General features: G+C 36.4%; 12 protein-coding genes and 2 tRNA genes. 2 read left to right on the plus strand and 12 right to left on the minus strand.

Annotated features, from left to right (window positions below; genetic code table 11):
• Positions 1-2: 2 nt before the first annotated feature.
• The 10 genes from hemC to ACIQ7L_RS17840 form a co-directional block, all read right to left on the minus strand.
• On the minus strand, positions 3-932 hold the full coding sequence (gene hemC, locus ACIQ7L_RS17795; RefSeq protein WP_400570797.1) for a hydroxymethylbilane synthase: 930 nt from the start codon (positions 930-932) through the stop codon (positions 3-5).
• 15 nt (positions 933-947) lie between these two features.
• Positions 948-1781 carry a cytochrome c biogenesis protein gene (locus tag ACIQ7L_RS17800; protein ID WP_400570798.1) on the minus strand — a complete coding sequence of 278 codons (834 nt, stop codon included), beginning with the start codon at positions 1779-1781 and terminating at the stop codon, positions 948-950.
• A 17-nt stretch (positions 1782-1798) separates the two neighbouring features.
• Positions 1799-3136, minus strand: coding sequence for a glutamyl-tRNA reductase (gene hemA / locus ACIQ7L_RS17805; protein ID WP_400570799.1), 1338 nt, complete (start codon positions 3134-3136; stop codon positions 1799-1801).
• Positions 3137-3474: 338 nt separating this feature from the next.
• Complete coding sequence (gene ysxC / locus ACIQ7L_RS17810) at positions 3475-4071, minus strand: ribosome biogenesis GTP-binding protein YsxC (RefSeq protein ID WP_400570800.1); 597 nt, start codon at positions 4069-4071, stop codon at positions 3475-3477.
• A complete protein-coding gene (gene lon / locus ACIQ7L_RS17815; RefSeq protein ID WP_335358849.1) occupies positions 4068-6398 on the minus strand; it encodes an endopeptidase La in 2331 nt (776 codons plus the stop codon). The genes ysxC and lon overlap by 4 nt, the downstream gene beginning before the upstream one ends.
• Positions 6399-6629: 231 nt before the next feature.
• Positions 6630-8300: an ATP-dependent protease LonB gene (gene lonB, locus ACIQ7L_RS17820; RefSeq protein WP_141523118.1), complete on the minus strand. Its 1671-nt coding sequence runs from the start codon at positions 8298-8300 to the stop codon at positions 6630-6632.
• A gap of 106 nt (positions 8301-8406) precedes the next feature.
• Positions 8407-9666: an ATP-dependent protease ATP-binding subunit ClpX gene (gene clpX, locus ACIQ7L_RS17825; RefSeq protein ID WP_097898124.1), complete on the minus strand. Its 1260-nt coding sequence runs from the start codon at positions 9664-9666 to the stop codon at positions 8407-8409.
• 268 nt (positions 9667-9934) lie between these two features.
• A complete protein-coding gene (tig, locus tag ACIQ7L_RS17830; protein WP_400570801.1) occupies positions 9935-11218 on the minus strand; it encodes a trigger factor in 1284 nt (427 codons plus the stop codon).
• 331 nt (positions 11219-11549) lie between these two features.
• Positions 11550-12548, minus strand: coding sequence for a tetratricopeptide repeat protein (locus ACIQ7L_RS17835; protein ID WP_400570802.1), 999 nt, complete (start codon positions 12546-12548; stop codon positions 11550-11552).
• A 293-nt stretch (positions 12549-12841) separates the two neighbouring features.
• Positions 12842-13090, minus strand: coding sequence for a hypothetical protein (locus tag ACIQ7L_RS17840; protein WP_400570803.1), 249 nt, complete (start codon positions 13088-13090; stop codon positions 12842-12844).
• Positions 13091-13568: 478 nt separating this feature from the next.
• Here ACIQ7L_RS17840 and ACIQ7L_RS17845 point away from each other — a divergent pair, with 478 nt between their 5' ends.
• Both ACIQ7L_RS17845 and ACIQ7L_RS17850 read left to right on the plus strand, forming a co-directional pair.
• Positions 13569-14309: a GntR family transcriptional regulator gene (locus tag ACIQ7L_RS17845; protein ID WP_400570804.1), complete on the plus strand. Its 741-nt coding sequence runs from the start codon at positions 13569-13571 to the stop codon at positions 14307-14309.
• 863 nt (positions 14310-15172) lie between these two features.
• Positions 15173-16561, plus strand: coding sequence for an MFS transporter (locus tag ACIQ7L_RS17850; RefSeq protein ID WP_400570805.1), 1389 nt, complete (start codon positions 15173-15175; stop codon positions 16559-16561).
• 249 nt (positions 16562-16810) lie between these two features.
• Here the strand turns inward: ACIQ7L_RS17850 and ACIQ7L_RS17855 are convergent.
• Positions 16811-16884 (minus strand) — tRNA-Arg (locus tag ACIQ7L_RS17855).
• A gap of 1 nt (position 16885) precedes the next feature.
• Positions 16886-16959, minus strand: a tRNA-Gly gene (locus ACIQ7L_RS17860).
• Positions 16960-16985: the final 26 nt, after the last annotated feature.

Below are 16985 nucleotides of genomic sequence, written 5' to 3' on the forward strand. Positions count from 1 at the left end.
GATTAATGTTGCTCCTTATTTGCAGCGAGAATGAGCTCTTTTGCTCCTTGTTTCATTAAACGATCTGCAGCTTCTAATCCAACTTGCTCAGGGCTCACACCTACAACTGTTTCTTTTAACAAAACTGAACCATCCATAGAGCCAACAAGCGCTGTTAATTCAATTTCATTATTCTCCTGAAGCGTTGCATAGCCAGCAATCGGTACTTGGCAACCACCTTCAAGCTTGTAAAGGAATACTCGTTCGGCAGCCACTGTTCGTTCTGTTACTGCATCATTGATATGTGATAATAATTGCAATAAATCTTTATCATCTTCACGACATTCAATCGCTAAAGCACCTTGTCCTACAGCCGGTACACATAATGTTTCATCTAAGTGTTCTGTAATGACATCATCATCCCAGCCCATTCTTTGTAATCCAGCTGTTGCTAAAATGATTGCATCATAGTCTTCTTCTTTTAATTTACGTAATCTCGTATCGATATTCCCGCGAATCCACTTCACTTGTAAATCTGGTCTAGCGGCCAATAGCTGTGCACTGCGTCTTAAACTGCTTGTCCCAAGTATCGCACCTTCTGGTAAGTCTCCGAAAGATTCTCCGTTCTTCGAAATAAACGCATCACGCGGATCGACACGCTTTGGTATACATCCAATGGTTAATCCATCTGGAAGCACAGCTGGCATATCCTTCATACTATGTACAGCCATATCGATTTCTTTTGTAAGCAATGCATGTTCAATCTCTTTTACAAACAAACCTTTCCCGCCTACTTTTGAAAGTGTCACATCTAAAATGACATCGCCTTTTGTAACAATTTCTTTTACTTCAAATTCATATGGCAAGCCAAGTGCTTTTAATTGATCAATAAACCAATTTGTTTGCGTTAATGCTAACTTACTCTTTCTTGAACCTACAATAATTTTGCGCATAATTTTCTCTCCTCATTATAAATACCAAAAGTGGAAGTTCGATAAACTGCTTAATAGAAAAATATTGACTAGCATCACGAGAAAGGCTCCAATGTTCCAATGTATAATCTTCTTACCTTGCAATGTATCCGATCCTCGTAAATATAGACCCGCACAATAGACAAATAAAACAACAAAAGACCCGATTACTTTCGTGTCATACCAATGGAAATTATCTAATTTTGTATATCCCCATATGCATCCAAGCAAAATAGCTAGTAAGAAAAACGGAACCGAAAATAGATTCAATCCATATGACATAGACTCAAGCTTCGATAAATTCCCTAACCGTCTTAATCTTGCATTCCATTTTTTCTGTTTTAATAATCGATATTGAAGCAAGTACATAACGGAAAAAATAAATGACACTGTAAATGCCGCATATGAAGTAATCGCCATGCCTACATGGACGTATACAAGCTCTGAAACTAATTGATGCGCTAGTATCGGCGACATCTTTCCGATTGGAGTAAAAATAGAAAAAGCGCTTACGCCAAAAGCAACGACATTTGTAAAAAAAACTAAAAAGTCAATGCGCATAAATCGATTGATTACTAATGACATTGTAATCAATAGCCACACATAAAAATAAATTCCTGACAGTAAAGTTAAAATCGGATTTGTTTCTGATTCTGTAGCCCGTAGTAGCATAAAAACAGACTGAAGTACCCATACAATTGAAAGTAACCAAAAAGCAAGTCGATTCGCCTTTCGGTTACTTTGGAAATAATCTATAAAATATAAACTAATACTACAAGCATATAAAATAATTGCGATATGATAAATAATACTATTATTTAAAAAGCTCATCCGACCATCCTTCCATGTTATAAAGATGGAACGGATGTTGTCCACGCTCGTTTATGTTTCGGCTCTTCCGTATATTCTACGACTTCTTCTTCCACTTCTAAATCAAAGATTTTCGCGAATAAAGCGAGCTTTTCCGTAGCTCCCTCTTCTGTTGCTAACTCTTTTGCTACTAAAATTGGATCTTTCAGCAGTTGATTAATGATACTTTTCGTATGCTTACTAATTACTTTTTTCTCACGATCATTAAGCGTCGGAATTTTTCGTTCAATGCTTTGCATCGTCTCACTTTGAATAGCTAGTGCTTTATCACGAAGAGCTGAAATTAAAGGAATAACCCCAAGCGTATTTAACCAACTTTTAAATGTAACGATTTCTTCTTCAATCATAAGTTGAATTTTTTCCGCTTCTTTTAAACGTTCAGCACGGTTTGCCTCGACTACTCCTTGCAAATCATCAATATCATACAAGAAAGATCCTTCTAGCTCATCAATTTCCGGATCAATATCACGCGGCACTGCAATATCAACCATAAATAGCGGGCGACCACAGCGCAGCCGTTCTACTCTTGTCATCATTTCTTTCGTAATGACATAATCTGATGCACCAGTTGAACTAATTAAAATATCTGCTTCTAATAATACACATTGTAATTCACTTAACGGTTTTGCATGTCCCATATATTTCTCAGCCATTGTTTCCGCTTTCGTAAGCGTACGGTTCATAACCGTTACTTTGCGCGCTCCACTTCCGTATAGGTTTTGCAGCGCAAGTTCACCCATTTTTCCAGCGCCAAGAATTAAAACGTGACAATCTGTTAAATCTCCAAAAATTTTCTTTCCAAGTTCAACCGCAGCATAGCTAACAGACATCGCACTTTCACCGATTGTTGTTTCTGAATGAGCACGCTTCGCTAGCGTAATCACTTGTTTAAACAATTCATTAAAAATCGTCCCTGTTACTTTTATCTCTTGCGCTTCTAAGAAACTATCTCGAATTTGACCTAAAATTTGTGTTTCACCGACCACCATAGAATCTAATCCGCACGTTACACGGAATAAATGTTCAATAGCACCATCTTGTTCAAAAATAGACAAGTATGGCGAAACCTCTTCTATCTCAAGCTGAAACCATTCAGCTAAAAATTTCTTAATGTAATATCGTCCCGTGTGTAATTGATCGACGACAGCATAAATCTCAGTGCGATTGCACGTTGATACAATGACATTCTCTAACACGCTCTTTTGATTCTGTAATGTTGTCATTGCCTTTTCTAGTTCTGCTGCCTGAAATGTGAGTTTCTCACGAAATTCTACAGGGGCTGTTCGATAATTTACACCAACAACAAGAATATGCACGCAGCATGTCCCCCTTCACCCGTTTTATCACCTTATCTACTATCATAATACAACTTTCCTGTTATGAATCTGACAATCGTGTGAACAACAAAATTTTTTTTATTCGTTCTGCCTACTGCTTACAGGAGACAAACCAAATCTTCCAAAATAAATATTTTACTTTATAATCATTACAAGATAATAACTCTATTTGTACGTTACCAAAAAAAACTGTCAGAATCAAGTGATGGAAACTATTCCATAAGAATTGAAATACTCTCTTTCTCTATCTTCTTTCATCATGCAGAAAATTATGTATGATTATTCCATAATGTAACAAAAAAACGCGCGACGAATCGTCACGCGTTTTTTGTTTTTGTAAACTTATGAATGGCTTTCCATGCTTCTTCTTTTCCAAGTCCTGTTTCGGAAGAAAATAGAACCACTTCATCGCCAGCTTCCACATCAAGCGTTTCCTTTACAACTTTCAAATGCTTTTGCCATTTCCCTTTCGGAATTTTATCAGCTTTCGTTGCAATAATAATTGTTGGAATTTCATAATGCTTTAAGAAATTATACATCATGACATCATCATTTGTTGGTGGATGACGCAAATCAATTACTAATACAGCCGCATCTAATTGTTCACGCGTTGTAAAGTAAGTTTCAATCATTTTGCCCCATGCCGCTCGCTCTGATTTCGATACTTTCGCATATCCATAACCTGGAACATCGACAAAGTGCATCATTTCATTGATTAAGAAAAAGTTTAACGTTTGCGTTTTTCCTGGTTTAGAAGAAATACGCACTAACTTTTTACGATTTAAAATTTTATTAATAAAAGAAGACTTCCCAACATTAGAACGACCTGCTAATGCAATTTCTGGTAAATCACTATCTGGATATTGTTCTGGTCTAACAGCACTAATTACAATATCTGCTTTTGTTACTTTCATTGTTTCACTCCTACTAATGCGTGCTCCAATACTTCATCTAAATGAGACACAAGCACAAACGTAAGGTTTTCTTTTACGCTTTCTGGAATATCATCTAAATCTTTTTCATTTTCTGCTGGCAAAATAATTTTTGTTAAGCCTGCGCGGTGAGCACTTAATGTTTTTTCTTTCAAACCACCAATTGGTAGTACGCGACCACGAAGGGTGATTTCACCCGTCATACCAACTTCTTTACTTACAGGAACGCCTGTTAGCGCAGAAATAAGTGCCGTTGCCATTGTAATCCCAGCTGATGGACCATCTTTTGGAACTGCTCCTTCTGGAACATGAATATGAATATCGTTCTTTTCATGGAAATCTGGATTAATGTGAAGTTCTTCTGCACGAGAGCGAATATAACTAAATGCAGCTTGTGCGGATTCTTTCATAACATCCCCAAGTTTCCCTGTTAAAATTAATTTCCCTTTTCCTGGTGATACAGAAACTTCAATTGCAAGTGTATCGCCACCAGCAGCTGTATACGCTAAACCAGTCGCCATTCCGACTTGGTCTCTCTTTTCAGCTTGTCCATAACGGAATATATGCTTACCTAGAAGGTCAGTAATATTTTTATCCGTTACAACAACTCGCTTACGTTCTTCTGTAACGATGATTTTCGCTGCTTTACGACAAATCTTAGCAATTTGACGCTCTAACGTACGGACACCAGCTTCACGTGTATAATAACGAATGATTTCAAGAAGCGCCTCATCACGCACTTGTAGATTCCCTTTTCGTAAGCCGTGTTCTTTTAGTTGCTTTGGCAATAAATGTTCACGAGCAATATGTACCTTTTCAATCTCTGTATAACCAGCAATCGAAATAATTTCCATACGATCAAGAAGCGGACCTGGAATACTTGCAAGTGTGTTTGCAGTTGCAACGAACATAACTTTTGATAAATCATATGGCTCTTCAATATAATGATCACTAAAGTTATGATTTTGTTCTGGGTCTAATACTTCCAGTAACGCCGCAGACGGATCACCACGGAAATCATTGGACATCTTATCAATCTCATCTAATAAAAAGACTGGATTGATTGTCTTTGCCTTTTTCATCCCTTGAATAATACGACCTGGCATAGCTCCAACATATGTACGACGGTGACCTCGAATTTCAGATTCATCACGAACACCACCAAGGGAAACACGGACAAAATTACGATTTAACGATGTTGCAATCGAGCGTGCTAATGATGTTTTTCCGACCCCAGGAGGTCCTACTAGACAAAGAATCGGTCCTTTTAAAGAATTTGTTAACTTTTGTACAGCTAAATATTCCAGTACACGTTCTTTCACTTTTTCAAGACCATAATGATCTTTATTTAAAATCGTTTCAGAATGTGCAAGGTCAATCATATCCTCTGTTGCTTCTGTCCACGGAAGTGCTAATAACCAATCCATATAATTACGAATCACACCGCTCTCCGCAGAGCTTACTGGCAACTTCTCATAACGATCTAATTCTTTTAGGGCAGCCTTCTTTGTTTCTTCTGGCATTCCTGCCTCTTCGATTTTTTCACGAAGCTCTTCAACTTCGCCACCCTTACCTTCTTTATCACCAAGCTCTGTTTGGATCGCCTTCATTTGTTCACGCAAGAAGTATTCTTTTTGCGTACGCTCCATCGAACGTTTCACTTTTTGCCCAATTTTCTTTTCTAAATTAAGTAGTTCTTGTTCATCTTGAATAATGGAGATAAGTGTATGTAATCTTTCTTTCACTGATAGAATCTCTAAAATTTCTTGCTTTTGTTTCGTTTTAATCGGTAAATGAGAAGCGATTAAATCTGCTAAGCGGCCTGGCTCTTCTACATCAGCTACTGTTGCAAACGTTTCATTTGAAACCTTTTTTGAGACTTTAATATACTGCTCGAAATGTTCAAGTAACGTGCGCATAAGAGCTTTCTCTTCTAAATCGCCTTCTTCTTCCTCTGTTACCGTTTGAATAGAAACCTGTACTACATTTTCTTCTTCAATAAATTCTACTATTTCTGCTCTATGTAAACCTTCTACCAGGACACGAAGCGTACCATTCGGCAGTTTTAACATCTGCTTTACTTTCGCCACTGTACCTACACTATATATGTCATCTTCTTTTGGATCATCGATATTCATTTCTTTTTGCATTGCTAAAAAGATGATATTTTCATCCATTGCTGCCTGCTCTAGTGCTTGTATCGACTTATCACGTCCTACATCAAGATGCAGAACCATCGTTGGATATACGAGAACGCCTCTTAATGGTAGGAGGGGCACAATTCTTTCGTTCGTATTCATACTAGACATAGCACCTCCATAATAAATTAAACTCCTGTTCAACTATTTTATATTACAATACACCTTGATGCAATTGCAGAGATTCTTTACAATTGCAAATCTCCTACTTTTCTTTCTATAAAAGAAAAAAGGGACCCCGCTTAAGCATACAAACTTAAACGAAGTCTGGCAAATATTATCTGTTCTGTTTCGCATTTACCTAAAAGGAAAACACTTCTTAAAGCCCTATTGAATTTCATTTTACATCGATTGTACATCACCTTCATCTAACTTACGATGCACATCAATTTCACGATGCAATTTTTCCTGTACGAATGTTAACTCAAAAACTTCTTTTAGTTTTCGAACAGGAATAATCTCAATACCCTTTATCGTGTATAAAAATGGCTGCATATTTTCAGCAGGAATAATGACCTTTTTCGCCCCTGCTTTTTTCGCCGCTTTCACTTTTGCATATACGCCGCCTACTGGCTTGACTTCCCCATGAATGCTTATTTCTCCTGTCATCGCAATTTCATTATTCACATAAACGCGATGCAAGGCTGAGTATACTCCTGTTGCCATTGCAATTCCTGCTGAAGGTCCGTCAATTGGAATACCGCCTGGGAAGTTAATATGTATATCATATCCTTCTGGCAACAAATCTAAAGAGCGGAGCACGGTTAATACATTATCCACTGACCCCTTTGCCATACTTTTACGGCGAATTGATTTCGTTTGACTACCAATGCTCTCTTCTTCCACAATTCCTGTAACATTGACTGTCCCTTTATCCTGAGCAGGAATAGCTGTTACTTCAATTTCTAATAGCGCACCTGTATTGGGCCCATATACCGCCAGGCCATTTACTAGACCAATCCTTGGAATCGGATAAATTCGTTTCTCATACTTTGGAGTAAGCTGACTAGAGTGTACAACCCACTCAATATCCTCATCCTTAATAAAAGAACGATCTTCATTGATTGCCATTCCAGCAGAAATCTGCACAAGATTAATGGCTTCTCGCCCATTCCTTGCATACATTCCAATCATTTCAATCCCTTGTGCCCCAATTTCCATTTTTACCTTTTCTGCTGCGTTCTTCGCTACTTTTTGAATCTCTTCCGTATCAAGTTCACGGAAGAAAACCTCTAAACAGCGTGAACGAATAGCAGGAGGGATTTCATCCGGAGAACGAGTTGTCGCTCCAACTAAACGAAAATCGGCTGGTAAGCCTTTTTGAAAAATATCATGTATGTATGTTGGAATCATTGTATTTTCTTCACTGTAGTACGCACTTTCCAAAAATACTTTGCGATCTTCTAATACCTTTAACATTTTATTCATTTGAATCGGATGCAGCTCACCAATTTCATCAATGAACAAAATACCGCCATGCGCATCTGTTACGGCGCCTTTTTTCGGTTGTGGGATTCCTGCTTGTCCCATTGCACCTGCACCTTGATAAATCGGATCATGCACTGAACCGATTAAAGGATCAGCAATACCGCGTTCATCAAAGCGAGCTGTCGTTGCATCGAGTTCAATAAACGTTGCACTACTACGGAATGGTGACTTTGGATTTCTCTTTGCTTCTTCTAACACAAGACGTGCTGCCGCTGTTTTCCCTACTCCCGGAGGTCCATATATAATGACATGCTGCGGATTCGGACCACAAAGCGCTGCCTTTAATGATTTGATTCCGTCTTCTTGTCCTACAATGTCTAAAAAAGAATTCGGTCGTACCTTTTCAGCAAGCGGTTCTGTTAAAGCAATTTCACGCATTTTACGAAGTTGTTCTAATTCTTTTTTCGATTCTCGATCAATTGAAACTTTTTGTGTTCGCTGGTTTCGGAGCAAATGCCAGAAGTATAATCCAACAATGACACCAAAAACAAGTTGAACAAGTAAGAATATGTTTGTCCAGCTCATCATTCATTTCCTCCCGCTATGTTTTACCATTTAGTATTTCCGGGGAGGAATAGTGCTAAACATAATAAGAAACAGCAATTATAAAAATTGCTGTTTCTCACTTACATTATGCAGATGTTTTTGTATCCAGTACAGTACCGTCTTGTAATACCAATTTCGGTGGTGCGTTGTCCGTTACTGTTTCTTTTGTAAGAATACATTTCTCGATATCTTTACGAGATGGAAGTTCGAACATTACATCCAGCATTAAACCTTCAATAATAGAGCGAAGTCCACGAGCACCTGTTTTACGTTCAATTGCTTTTTTCGCAATTTCAATCAGTGCGCCTTCTTCAAATTCCAACTCAACATCGTCAAGCTCCAATAATTTTTGGAACTGCTTTACAAGTGCATTTTTCGGTTTTGTTAAAATATCAACAAGAGCACCTTCATCAAGCGGCTCTAAGTTCGCAATAACTGGAAGACGACCAATAAACTCTGGAATTAAACCAAATCGTAAAAGGTCCTCTGGTAATACGTGAGATAAAACATGCTTTTCATTTACATCCGCATTTTTCTTCTCTGAACCAAATCCAATTACTTTTTCACCAAGACGACGTTTAATAATTGGCTCAATGCCATCAAACGCACCGCCACAAATGAATAGAATGTTCGTTGTATCAATTTGAATAAACTCTTGATGTGGATGCTTACGACCACCTTGAGGTGGAACGCTTGCTACAGTACCTTCTAAAATTTTCAGAAGGGCCTGCTGCACACCCTCACCAGATACATCACGTGTAATTGATGGATTTTCTGACTTACGAGCCACTTTATCAATCTCATCAATATAAATGATTCCTTTTTCCGCTTTCTCTACATCGTAATCAGCAGCTTGAATTAGTTTTAGTAAGATGTTTTCTACATCTTCCCCTACATATCCAGCTTCTGTTAAAGATGTTGCATCCGCGATTGCAAATGGAACATTTAAAATACGCGCTAATGTTTGTGCCAATAGTGTTTTACCACTACCTGTTGGCCCGATAAGTGCGATATTACTCTTCGCCAATTCTACATCATCAATTTTGCTGTTAGAATTGATGCGTTTGTAATGGTTGTATACCGCTACCGCTAGTGCTTTCTTTGCATTATCTTGTCCGATGACATACTCATCTAAGATTTCACGAATCTCTACCGGTTTTGGTACATCTTTGAATTCTACTTCTTCGTCCTTCGCAAGCTCCTCTTGCACAATCTCTGTACAAAGCTCGATACACTCATCACAAATGTAAACACCTGGACCAGCAACAAGCTTTCGAACTTGCGTTTGTGTTTTACCACAGAAAGAACATTTCAATTGCCCTTTTTCATCGTTAAATTTAAACATATTTTCACACCCCTTACAAAGTGCTAATATCTTGCCTTCGTATGTACACGATAAATGTATCGTATGTAAATACATATTATGTCACTACGTGGCGAGAAATACAAATAATATGACTAGTTATGTACAAATAAAAAATTTTTAAAACTTTTGAAATATGTATATTCGACTTTTAAAGGAACTTTTCCTTCTTCATCGAAAAGTTTTATAAATATATTTATATCTATATTTATAAAACAAGGCACGATCAAAATCGTGCCTTGTTATTTTATTATGCAGCTTTGCTGTTGTCTACTAAGAAGTCTACAGCCTTACGAACTTTAAGATCTTCAGATAGAGCATCTGCGCTTCCAAGAGCTTGCTTGATAGCGTCAACTGGCATATTGTACATTGCAGCCATTTTTTCAACTTCTGCAGTTACTTCTTCGTCAGTTACTTCGATTTTTTCAGCTTCAATGATAGCTTCAAGAACAAGGTTGATTCTTACACGTTTTTGTGCATCTTCTTTCATTTGTTCTTTTAACTTGTCAGCATCAGTACCTGTGAATTGGTAGTAAAGCTCAAGGTTCATACCTTGTTGGCTTAAGCGTTGTTCGAATTCACGAACCATACGATCTAACTCAGTTTCGATCATAGCTTCTGGAATTTCGATTTCAGCGTTAGCAGCAGCTTTTTCTACTACTTCGTCACGAACTTTATGCTCAGCTTCATGCTTTTTGCCTTCTTCTAAGTTTGTACGAAGTTTTGCTTTTAACTCATCAAGAGTTGCAACTTCTTCGTCTACATCTTTAGCGAACTCGTCATCTAAAGCAGGAAGTTCTTTTGCTTTAATTTCATGAACTGTTGCTTTGAATGTTGCTGGTTTGCCAGCAAGTTCAGCAGCATGGTACTCTTCTGGGAATGATACTTCAACGTCTTTAGATTCGCCAGCTTTTAGACCAATTAATTGCTCTTCAAAGCCTGGGATAAATGTACCAGAACCGATTGCTAGAGAGTAGTTTTCGCCTTTTCCGCCTTCAAATGCTTCGCCATCAACGAAACCTTCGAAGTCGATTACAGCTGTATCACCGTTTTCAACAGTTCCTTCTTCTTTAACAACTAACTCAGCTTGACGCTCTTGTAAAGCTTTTAATTCGTTCTCTACATCTTCGTCAGTTACAGTTGTTTCAACTTTTTCTACTGCTAAGCCTTTGTATTCACCTAATTTTACTTCAGGTTTTACTGTAACTTTTGCAGTGAAGATTAAGTTTGCATTTTTTTCGAATTTCTCGATGTCAATCTCAGGATGAGCAACTGGGAAGATACCAGTTTCGTCGATTGCTTCACCATATGCTTTTGGTAAGATGATATCTAAAGCATCTTGGTATAAAGATTCAACACCAAAGCGTTGTTCGAATAACGGACGAGGCATTTTACCTTTACGGAAACCTGGTACGTTAATTGTTGTTACTACTTTTTTGAACGCAGCGTCGATAGAGTTGTTTACTTCTTTAGCATCAACTTCGATTGTTAAAACGCCAACGTTACCTTCTAATTTTTCCCATTTTGCAGCCATTTATTCTTTCCCTCCAACTATAATAATGTATGCACATACCTCTATAGATTAAGATTCCCATTATTCCTTTCTTAGAAACAACGAAAGTGTGAAAGCCACTATATTCAGGCTTTCTTTTCCTCTAGCAAATGCTTTCAGATACACAGTTCCAATCTATAAATTGTCTAAAAAACAACCAAGGTATATTTTGTTCGAGAATAATATGAAACATATTAAGTAAGAGAATTATACTTCTCTCCTCTTACAAACAGGCAGAAATCAGCCTTTTGCAACCCTTACATTATAACATAGAATATTCTCGTTTCAATAACTGAACGATTCTTTTTCATAATTATACGGGTAAATACCCTTCCCTCTCAACACGTAAAAACCATTGATAAGCAATATGAAATTCTTCTAACTTAATATTATATGCTGTCATAAGTTCCTCTTCATCGATTATCAATCCGAAACGTTTTCTCCCTATTCTCTCTAAAACAGCTGCCCAAACTTCGGCTTTATCCATTAATAGCGGAAACGGGAAAATACTAGTTTGCATTTCTCTCCAATATGTAATGATTGTCTCAAATATATCTGGATGATCATGTTCCAATCGATTCGATAATATATGTATGATTTTATTGGATTGCTCCTCATTATGACCTATATTTGCCGGAATAACAGTAATTGTATCTCCAAACTTCTCTACTTCTACCTTCTCTTCCATTCGATTTTCTACCATTTTATATAAAATAGAAGTTTTCAAGTAGGGGTGTTGCTCTTCCTCCAGTAGAAATTTCTGTAACGCAGGCAACGCCTTATCAAGATTTTTTAATGAAAGACTATTAATAACCCGTAGCTTGTGCCCAAAATTTTCTACAAACAGTTCGTTAGTAAATTCATCCAAATCAAAATTAGAATCTACCTGAGGTCCTTCCTCCCCATGTAGCATCCCTTGCGCAAATAAGGCAAGCTGTGCTAATTTTTCCCTTTGCTCAGGAGCCAATTCCTTCGTTTGTAAAACTTCCTCAATTGTTTCAATGACACCTTCATAATCATTTGTTTGAACTAAAATTGTCACATATGTTTCAAGAATATCTCCAAATAAGACTGTTCCTGTCTCAAGTAACTTCTCACATTGTTCTTTTGATTCTTCTATTCTTTTTAATTCCAACAAACAAATAACTGAAGCTAATTCTGTTTGTTCTGTCTCTGCATTATACTGACGTAATATTTCAAAGCAGCGTAATGCATCTTCGAATTTTCGTTCCTTCAGCGCCAAAAAACCTTGATCAATATAGCGCTCTGATAACTGTGGAAACAATACGACCGTATTTTCTTTTTTATCCATACGTCCGCCTCTTTTTTTAGATTTTAAATATCTTCAAAGTAAATATATCAAATGAGTAATAAGAACACAACATTCCAAATTCACTTGTTTGGAATATAAAAATATTTAATTTTTATAATTAAATCAACAAATTCACACTAGAAATATACATTTATCCCGCATTAACAGGCAGTAATTCTCCCACCTCAAAATTCAGCGAAAGCAAAGAAGTTAGGCGGGAGATAAACTGTCTGTAAAAGCCCGATTGGTTCAACTAATAAAAACCCTCAGCAACCAGAGCGGAGGATTTTTCATTAGCAGAAAGCACTTATAATTGTAGGATATACAAAAAGAGTAATCATTTGGAGAACAATAATTGTAATAACAATCACGCTAAAAAAGAAGATTGGCTTACTTCGCTTCATTAGAAGCATAATAATAAGCATAATGCAGGCAAGCGAACACATAAAAAATAAACTTGTAGTCGAACTTAATATAACACTTGGAACAAATAATACTAATACGACACTACAGACACCTATAATTCCAAATAGCCATTCCATTCATTTCCTCATTCCCTTTCCCTTCTCGCGTCAAAATATCTTTCTATGCTATTAGATGCTTCACAATATCAATTACATCCGTTAACTTCTCATATGCTACAAACCCAAAAGCTATTGTTAAACCCGTTACAACTAATCCTTTCATTTTTTCTTCCTCCTCGTCTCATCTTTGTTACCTTAATTATAAATGACTGACAATTGGTTACCATCGAACTTCCTTACACTTACCTTACAGAATTGTAAGATTTCAAGACGAAAGAAAAACTACCTAACAGAACTGAAGGTAGTTTTACGGAGTTCTCAATATTTTTCAGTTTGAGTGACACATACATCTAGTACAAATTATAATGATTTTTTGAAAGCGTATTAATTTACAAGAAAAAGTAAGTTACAATAGAAAAAGAAAATAATCTACTATAAAACGAGACGAAACGGAATTTATAGTCATGAACTTAAAAAACTATAGGGGTATAAGAAAATGAATAATAAACTTCATGAACTCAATAAACAAAAAAAACCACTATTCGTCACTGTGTATGACCAATTATATAAATTAATCATGGATGGAACATTTCCTCTAGGCAGCCAACTTCCAACAGAACCTGAATTGGCCAAAATATTTGGTGTGAGCAGAATGACATTAAGACATGCTTTGGCACTGTTACAGGAAGATGGATTGGTTAAAAATATCCATGGAAAAGGAAATTTCATTACAAAATTTCATCATAATGAAAGTAGCGATGGCTTGGAGAAGTTGGGGAATCCCTTATATAAATGCTATACAGAAAAAACAGATGACATCGAGCTTAATTTCCGAATTGACCTAGTAACGGACTATGCAATGCAAGTATTAAATCAAGAAATGACCGCAGTGGTTGCGTTGGAACGCTGGTATAAAAATCACGATAAGATAGTAGCGTTTGCTTTTACCATGATGCCAATAGAAGCCGTTTCTAGATTAAACCTTGACTTACATAACGAGAAGCAAGTATTGGAAATGCTAGAGGAGAAAATATATGAACTGGCTAATTCCTCCACCATTGAAATTAAACGTTCTAATTCCGCCAATACTCCATCATTAAAATACCAAATTTTCCATGGGGAGGAATTTGATTTAATTTTAGAAAGTATATATATCAGCGATAAATACCCTGTGGTTTATAACAAATACTATATACCAATAGAATTTAGTCAAATTAGGATTAAAACATCTAAATAGCTGAATGACCAATCCCTCATCTCTTAGAAACTCCCATTTGTGGGGGGCTATAAACGATAAAGTTCTATATACATCAATTAAAAGACCGACATAACCCCCCTCTCTTTAGGTGGGGGAGAGCATCTGGCCATGCATAGAAGCGGTCAGGGCCTTTTTCTGCCACATGCGAAGTAAAAACAGAAAGAGCAAACGAGTGTAGGTTGCTTTTCATTCTGCATAGCAGGGATTTAGATGTCGAAAAATTAAAATGAATTTATATATATTTAATTTAGAAGCGATGTATTTCATACGAAACACATCGCTTTTTTTGTAACAAAAAAGACAAATCCCAAAAGAAAAATGGGTTGTGAGCAATGAAAAGGTATGGTATTCTTTTCATTGTTCAGATGCATACAAGTTTTTAGACAACCATACAATATTGTATATTTCAAAGAGTTATCATGCACGATCATGAAAGCGTAATCAAAAAGGAAGATATTTTTGGTTGTTCATAAAAATGCTTCCTTGTAAACATCATAAGAAGGAAAGGTATGGTATCCTTTTCATTATTCAGGTGCATACAAGTTTTTAGATAAACAGACAATATTATATAGTTCAAAGAATTATTATGCATCACCATGAAAGCGCAATCAAAAAGCAAGATATTTTTAGTTGTTTATGAAAACGTTTCCTTTTAAGCACGATAAGAAGGAACGAACAAAAATGGGTACAACTGTGCACAAGGAATCCCCAGCATATGAAACAAATGGTGTAGAAATTACTGAAACCATCCTTTTACAAAAGGATCAATTGGTAGTTAAAGGCCAGACAATCATGACTCAGGAAGACAATTCCCTGAATAACAAGAGGAGAGGAATATAGCTATGTCTACAATAAATGCAGATGTAAGCATGAAGAAAACCCAAGAATATAGTGCCAAGAAAGCAGTACCTGTTACCTTACTGTTATTTCTATTATGTTTAGTAATTGACAATTCGTTTAAGATTATTTCTGTTGATATGGCAAAAGATTTTAACATTTCAGCGACAACAGTTAGCTGGCAAGCAACATTAGCTGGTCTTGTAATTGGAATTGGAGCAGTCGTTTATGCAGCTTTAGCGGATTCCATTAGTTTTAGAAAACTTTTTAGCGCTGGGATTATTTTAATCTGCGCTGGTTCCATCATGGGATATATTTTTCAACATTCGTTTTTACTAGTTGTTATTTCACGTATTGTCCAAACTGCTGGTTTAGCATCAGCTGAAACGTTATATGTAATATTTGTTACAAAGCATTTACCTGCAGATGAACAAAAGAAATTTTTAGGATTAAGTACAAGTAGTTTTGCTCTTTCACAGCTTATCGGTGCATTAACTGGTGGTTATGTTTCAACATATTTCCATTGGACAACTCTATTTTTAATTTCTTTAGTAACACTTTTAACTCTTCCTTTTATTTTAAAATATCTTCCTAAGGAAGAAGCGCAAAACGGTCATGTAGATGTATTAGGATTATTCTTAGTTGGAGCCATTTCAGCGTCTCTACTACTATACATTACAGATTTCAATTGGATGTACCTGATCTTGTTTATTGTTGCAATTGCCTTGTTCCTTACTTATATCAGCAAGAACTCAAAGGCTTTTATCGGTATATCCTTCTTTCAAAATAAACAGTTTATCTCATTGCTTGGAGTTGCTTTTGTAATCTACTCTGTACAGTTAGCATATATTTTCCTATTTCCATTCTTGCTTGAAAAGATTTATGGTTTGAAGCTAGATACCATTTCACTATTATTGATTCCAGGCTATATAGCAGCTACTATAGTCGGGGCTCTTTCTGGAAAAGTTGCGAAGGTTATGGGAAGCAAGCAATGTATTACAATCGCTATGTCTAGTATTATAATCAGCTTACTATTAGGCGGATTCTTTATAAAAACTTCTGTTGTTGTATTCGTAATATCTATGGTTCTATTCTCTAGTTCATTTGCATTCATGTATGCACCATTACTTGATTCTTGCATTTGTACAATTGATAAAGAAAAAACAGGAACAGCAATCGGATTTTATAATTTAACACTTAATGTCGCTATGTCAATCGGAATTGCCTATACAGCTGCAATGATGGACCATTCCGCAATGAAGAAAAATTTCCTAGGAATTATAAACAATGCGGATGCCTCCATGTTTAGTAATATTCTATTCATTCTCGTACTCATTACCCTTTTCAGTTTATCTCTATACTGGGTATTAGTGGGACGAAAAGCAACAAAGTAGGTTTATAAAAACTTTAAAATGATTATTTTATATTAGAACCCTAAGACCAAAAGTTTAGGGTTCTTTTTTATTAAATGAAACATCAAACACTCCTGTTTTTTAGTCACAAAAAAACTCCTAAATTATATTTAGGAAGTTGATTTTTGTTGATGATTTTTTAAGTGATTTCTTCAAAGGTAGAATCTTTTTAGTATTACCTAAAAACGAAAAAACCGTTAAGTTCATTACGAACTTAACGGTTTTAAAGGACGTCCCAGGAGAGATTCGAACTCCCGACCGACGGCTTAGAAGGCCGTTGCTCTATCCTGCTGAGCTACTGGGACATGGAGCGGGTGAAGAGAATCGAACTCTCGACCAGAGCTTGGAAGGCTCTTGTTTTACCACTAAACTACACCCGCATATTTAATTTTTTCTGATGTCTTAT

Origin of the sequence: Bacillus sp. NPDC094106 (assembly GCF_044764345.1) — a bacterium.
GTDB lineage: Bacteria > Bacillota > Bacilli > Bacillales > Bacillaceae_G > Bacillus_A.

Bases quoted from the DNA above. Each gene is read 5' to 3' on its own strand.
- clpX (WP_097898124.1), bottom strand. From the start codon at position 9,666: ATGTTTAAATTTAACGATGAAAAAGGGCAATTGAAATGTTCTTTCTGT.
- ACIQ7L_RS17800 (WP_400570798.1), bottom strand. From the start codon at position 1,781: ATGAGCTTTTTAAATAATAGTATTATTTATCATATCGCAATTATTTTA.
- ACIQ7L_RS17840 (WP_400570803.1), bottom strand. From the start codon at position 13,090: ATGGAATGGCTATTTGGAATTATAGGTGTCTGTAGTGTCGTATTAGTA.
- ACIQ7L_RS17835 (WP_400570802.1), bottom strand. From the start codon at position 12,548: ATGGATAAAAAAGAAAATACGGTCGTATTGTTTCCACAGTTATCAGAG.
- ysxC (WP_400570800.1), bottom strand. From the start codon at position 4,071: ATGAAAGTAACAAAAGCAGATATTGTAATTAGTGCTGTTAGACCAGAA.
- ACIQ7L_RS17845 (WP_400570804.1), top strand. From the start codon at position 13,569: ATGAATAATAAACTTCATGAACTCAATAAACAAAAAAAACCACTATTC.
- tig (WP_400570801.1), bottom strand. From the start codon at position 11,218: ATGGCTGCAAAATGGGAAAAATTAGAAGGTAACGTTGGCGTTTTAACA.
- ACIQ7L_RS17850 (WP_400570805.1), top strand. From the start codon at position 15,173: ATGTCTACAATAAATGCAGATGTAAGCATGAAGAAAACCCAAGAATAT.
- hemC (WP_400570797.1), bottom strand. From the start codon at position 932: ATGCGCAAAATTATTGTAGGTTCAAGAAAGAGTAAGTTAGCATTAACG.
- lonB (WP_141523118.1), bottom strand. From the start codon at position 8,300: ATGAGCTGGACAAACATATTCTTACTTGTTCAACTTGTTTTTGGTGTC.
- lon (WP_335358849.1), bottom strand. From the start codon at position 6,398: ATGTCTAGTATGAATACGAACGAAAGAATTGTGCCCCTCCTACCATTA.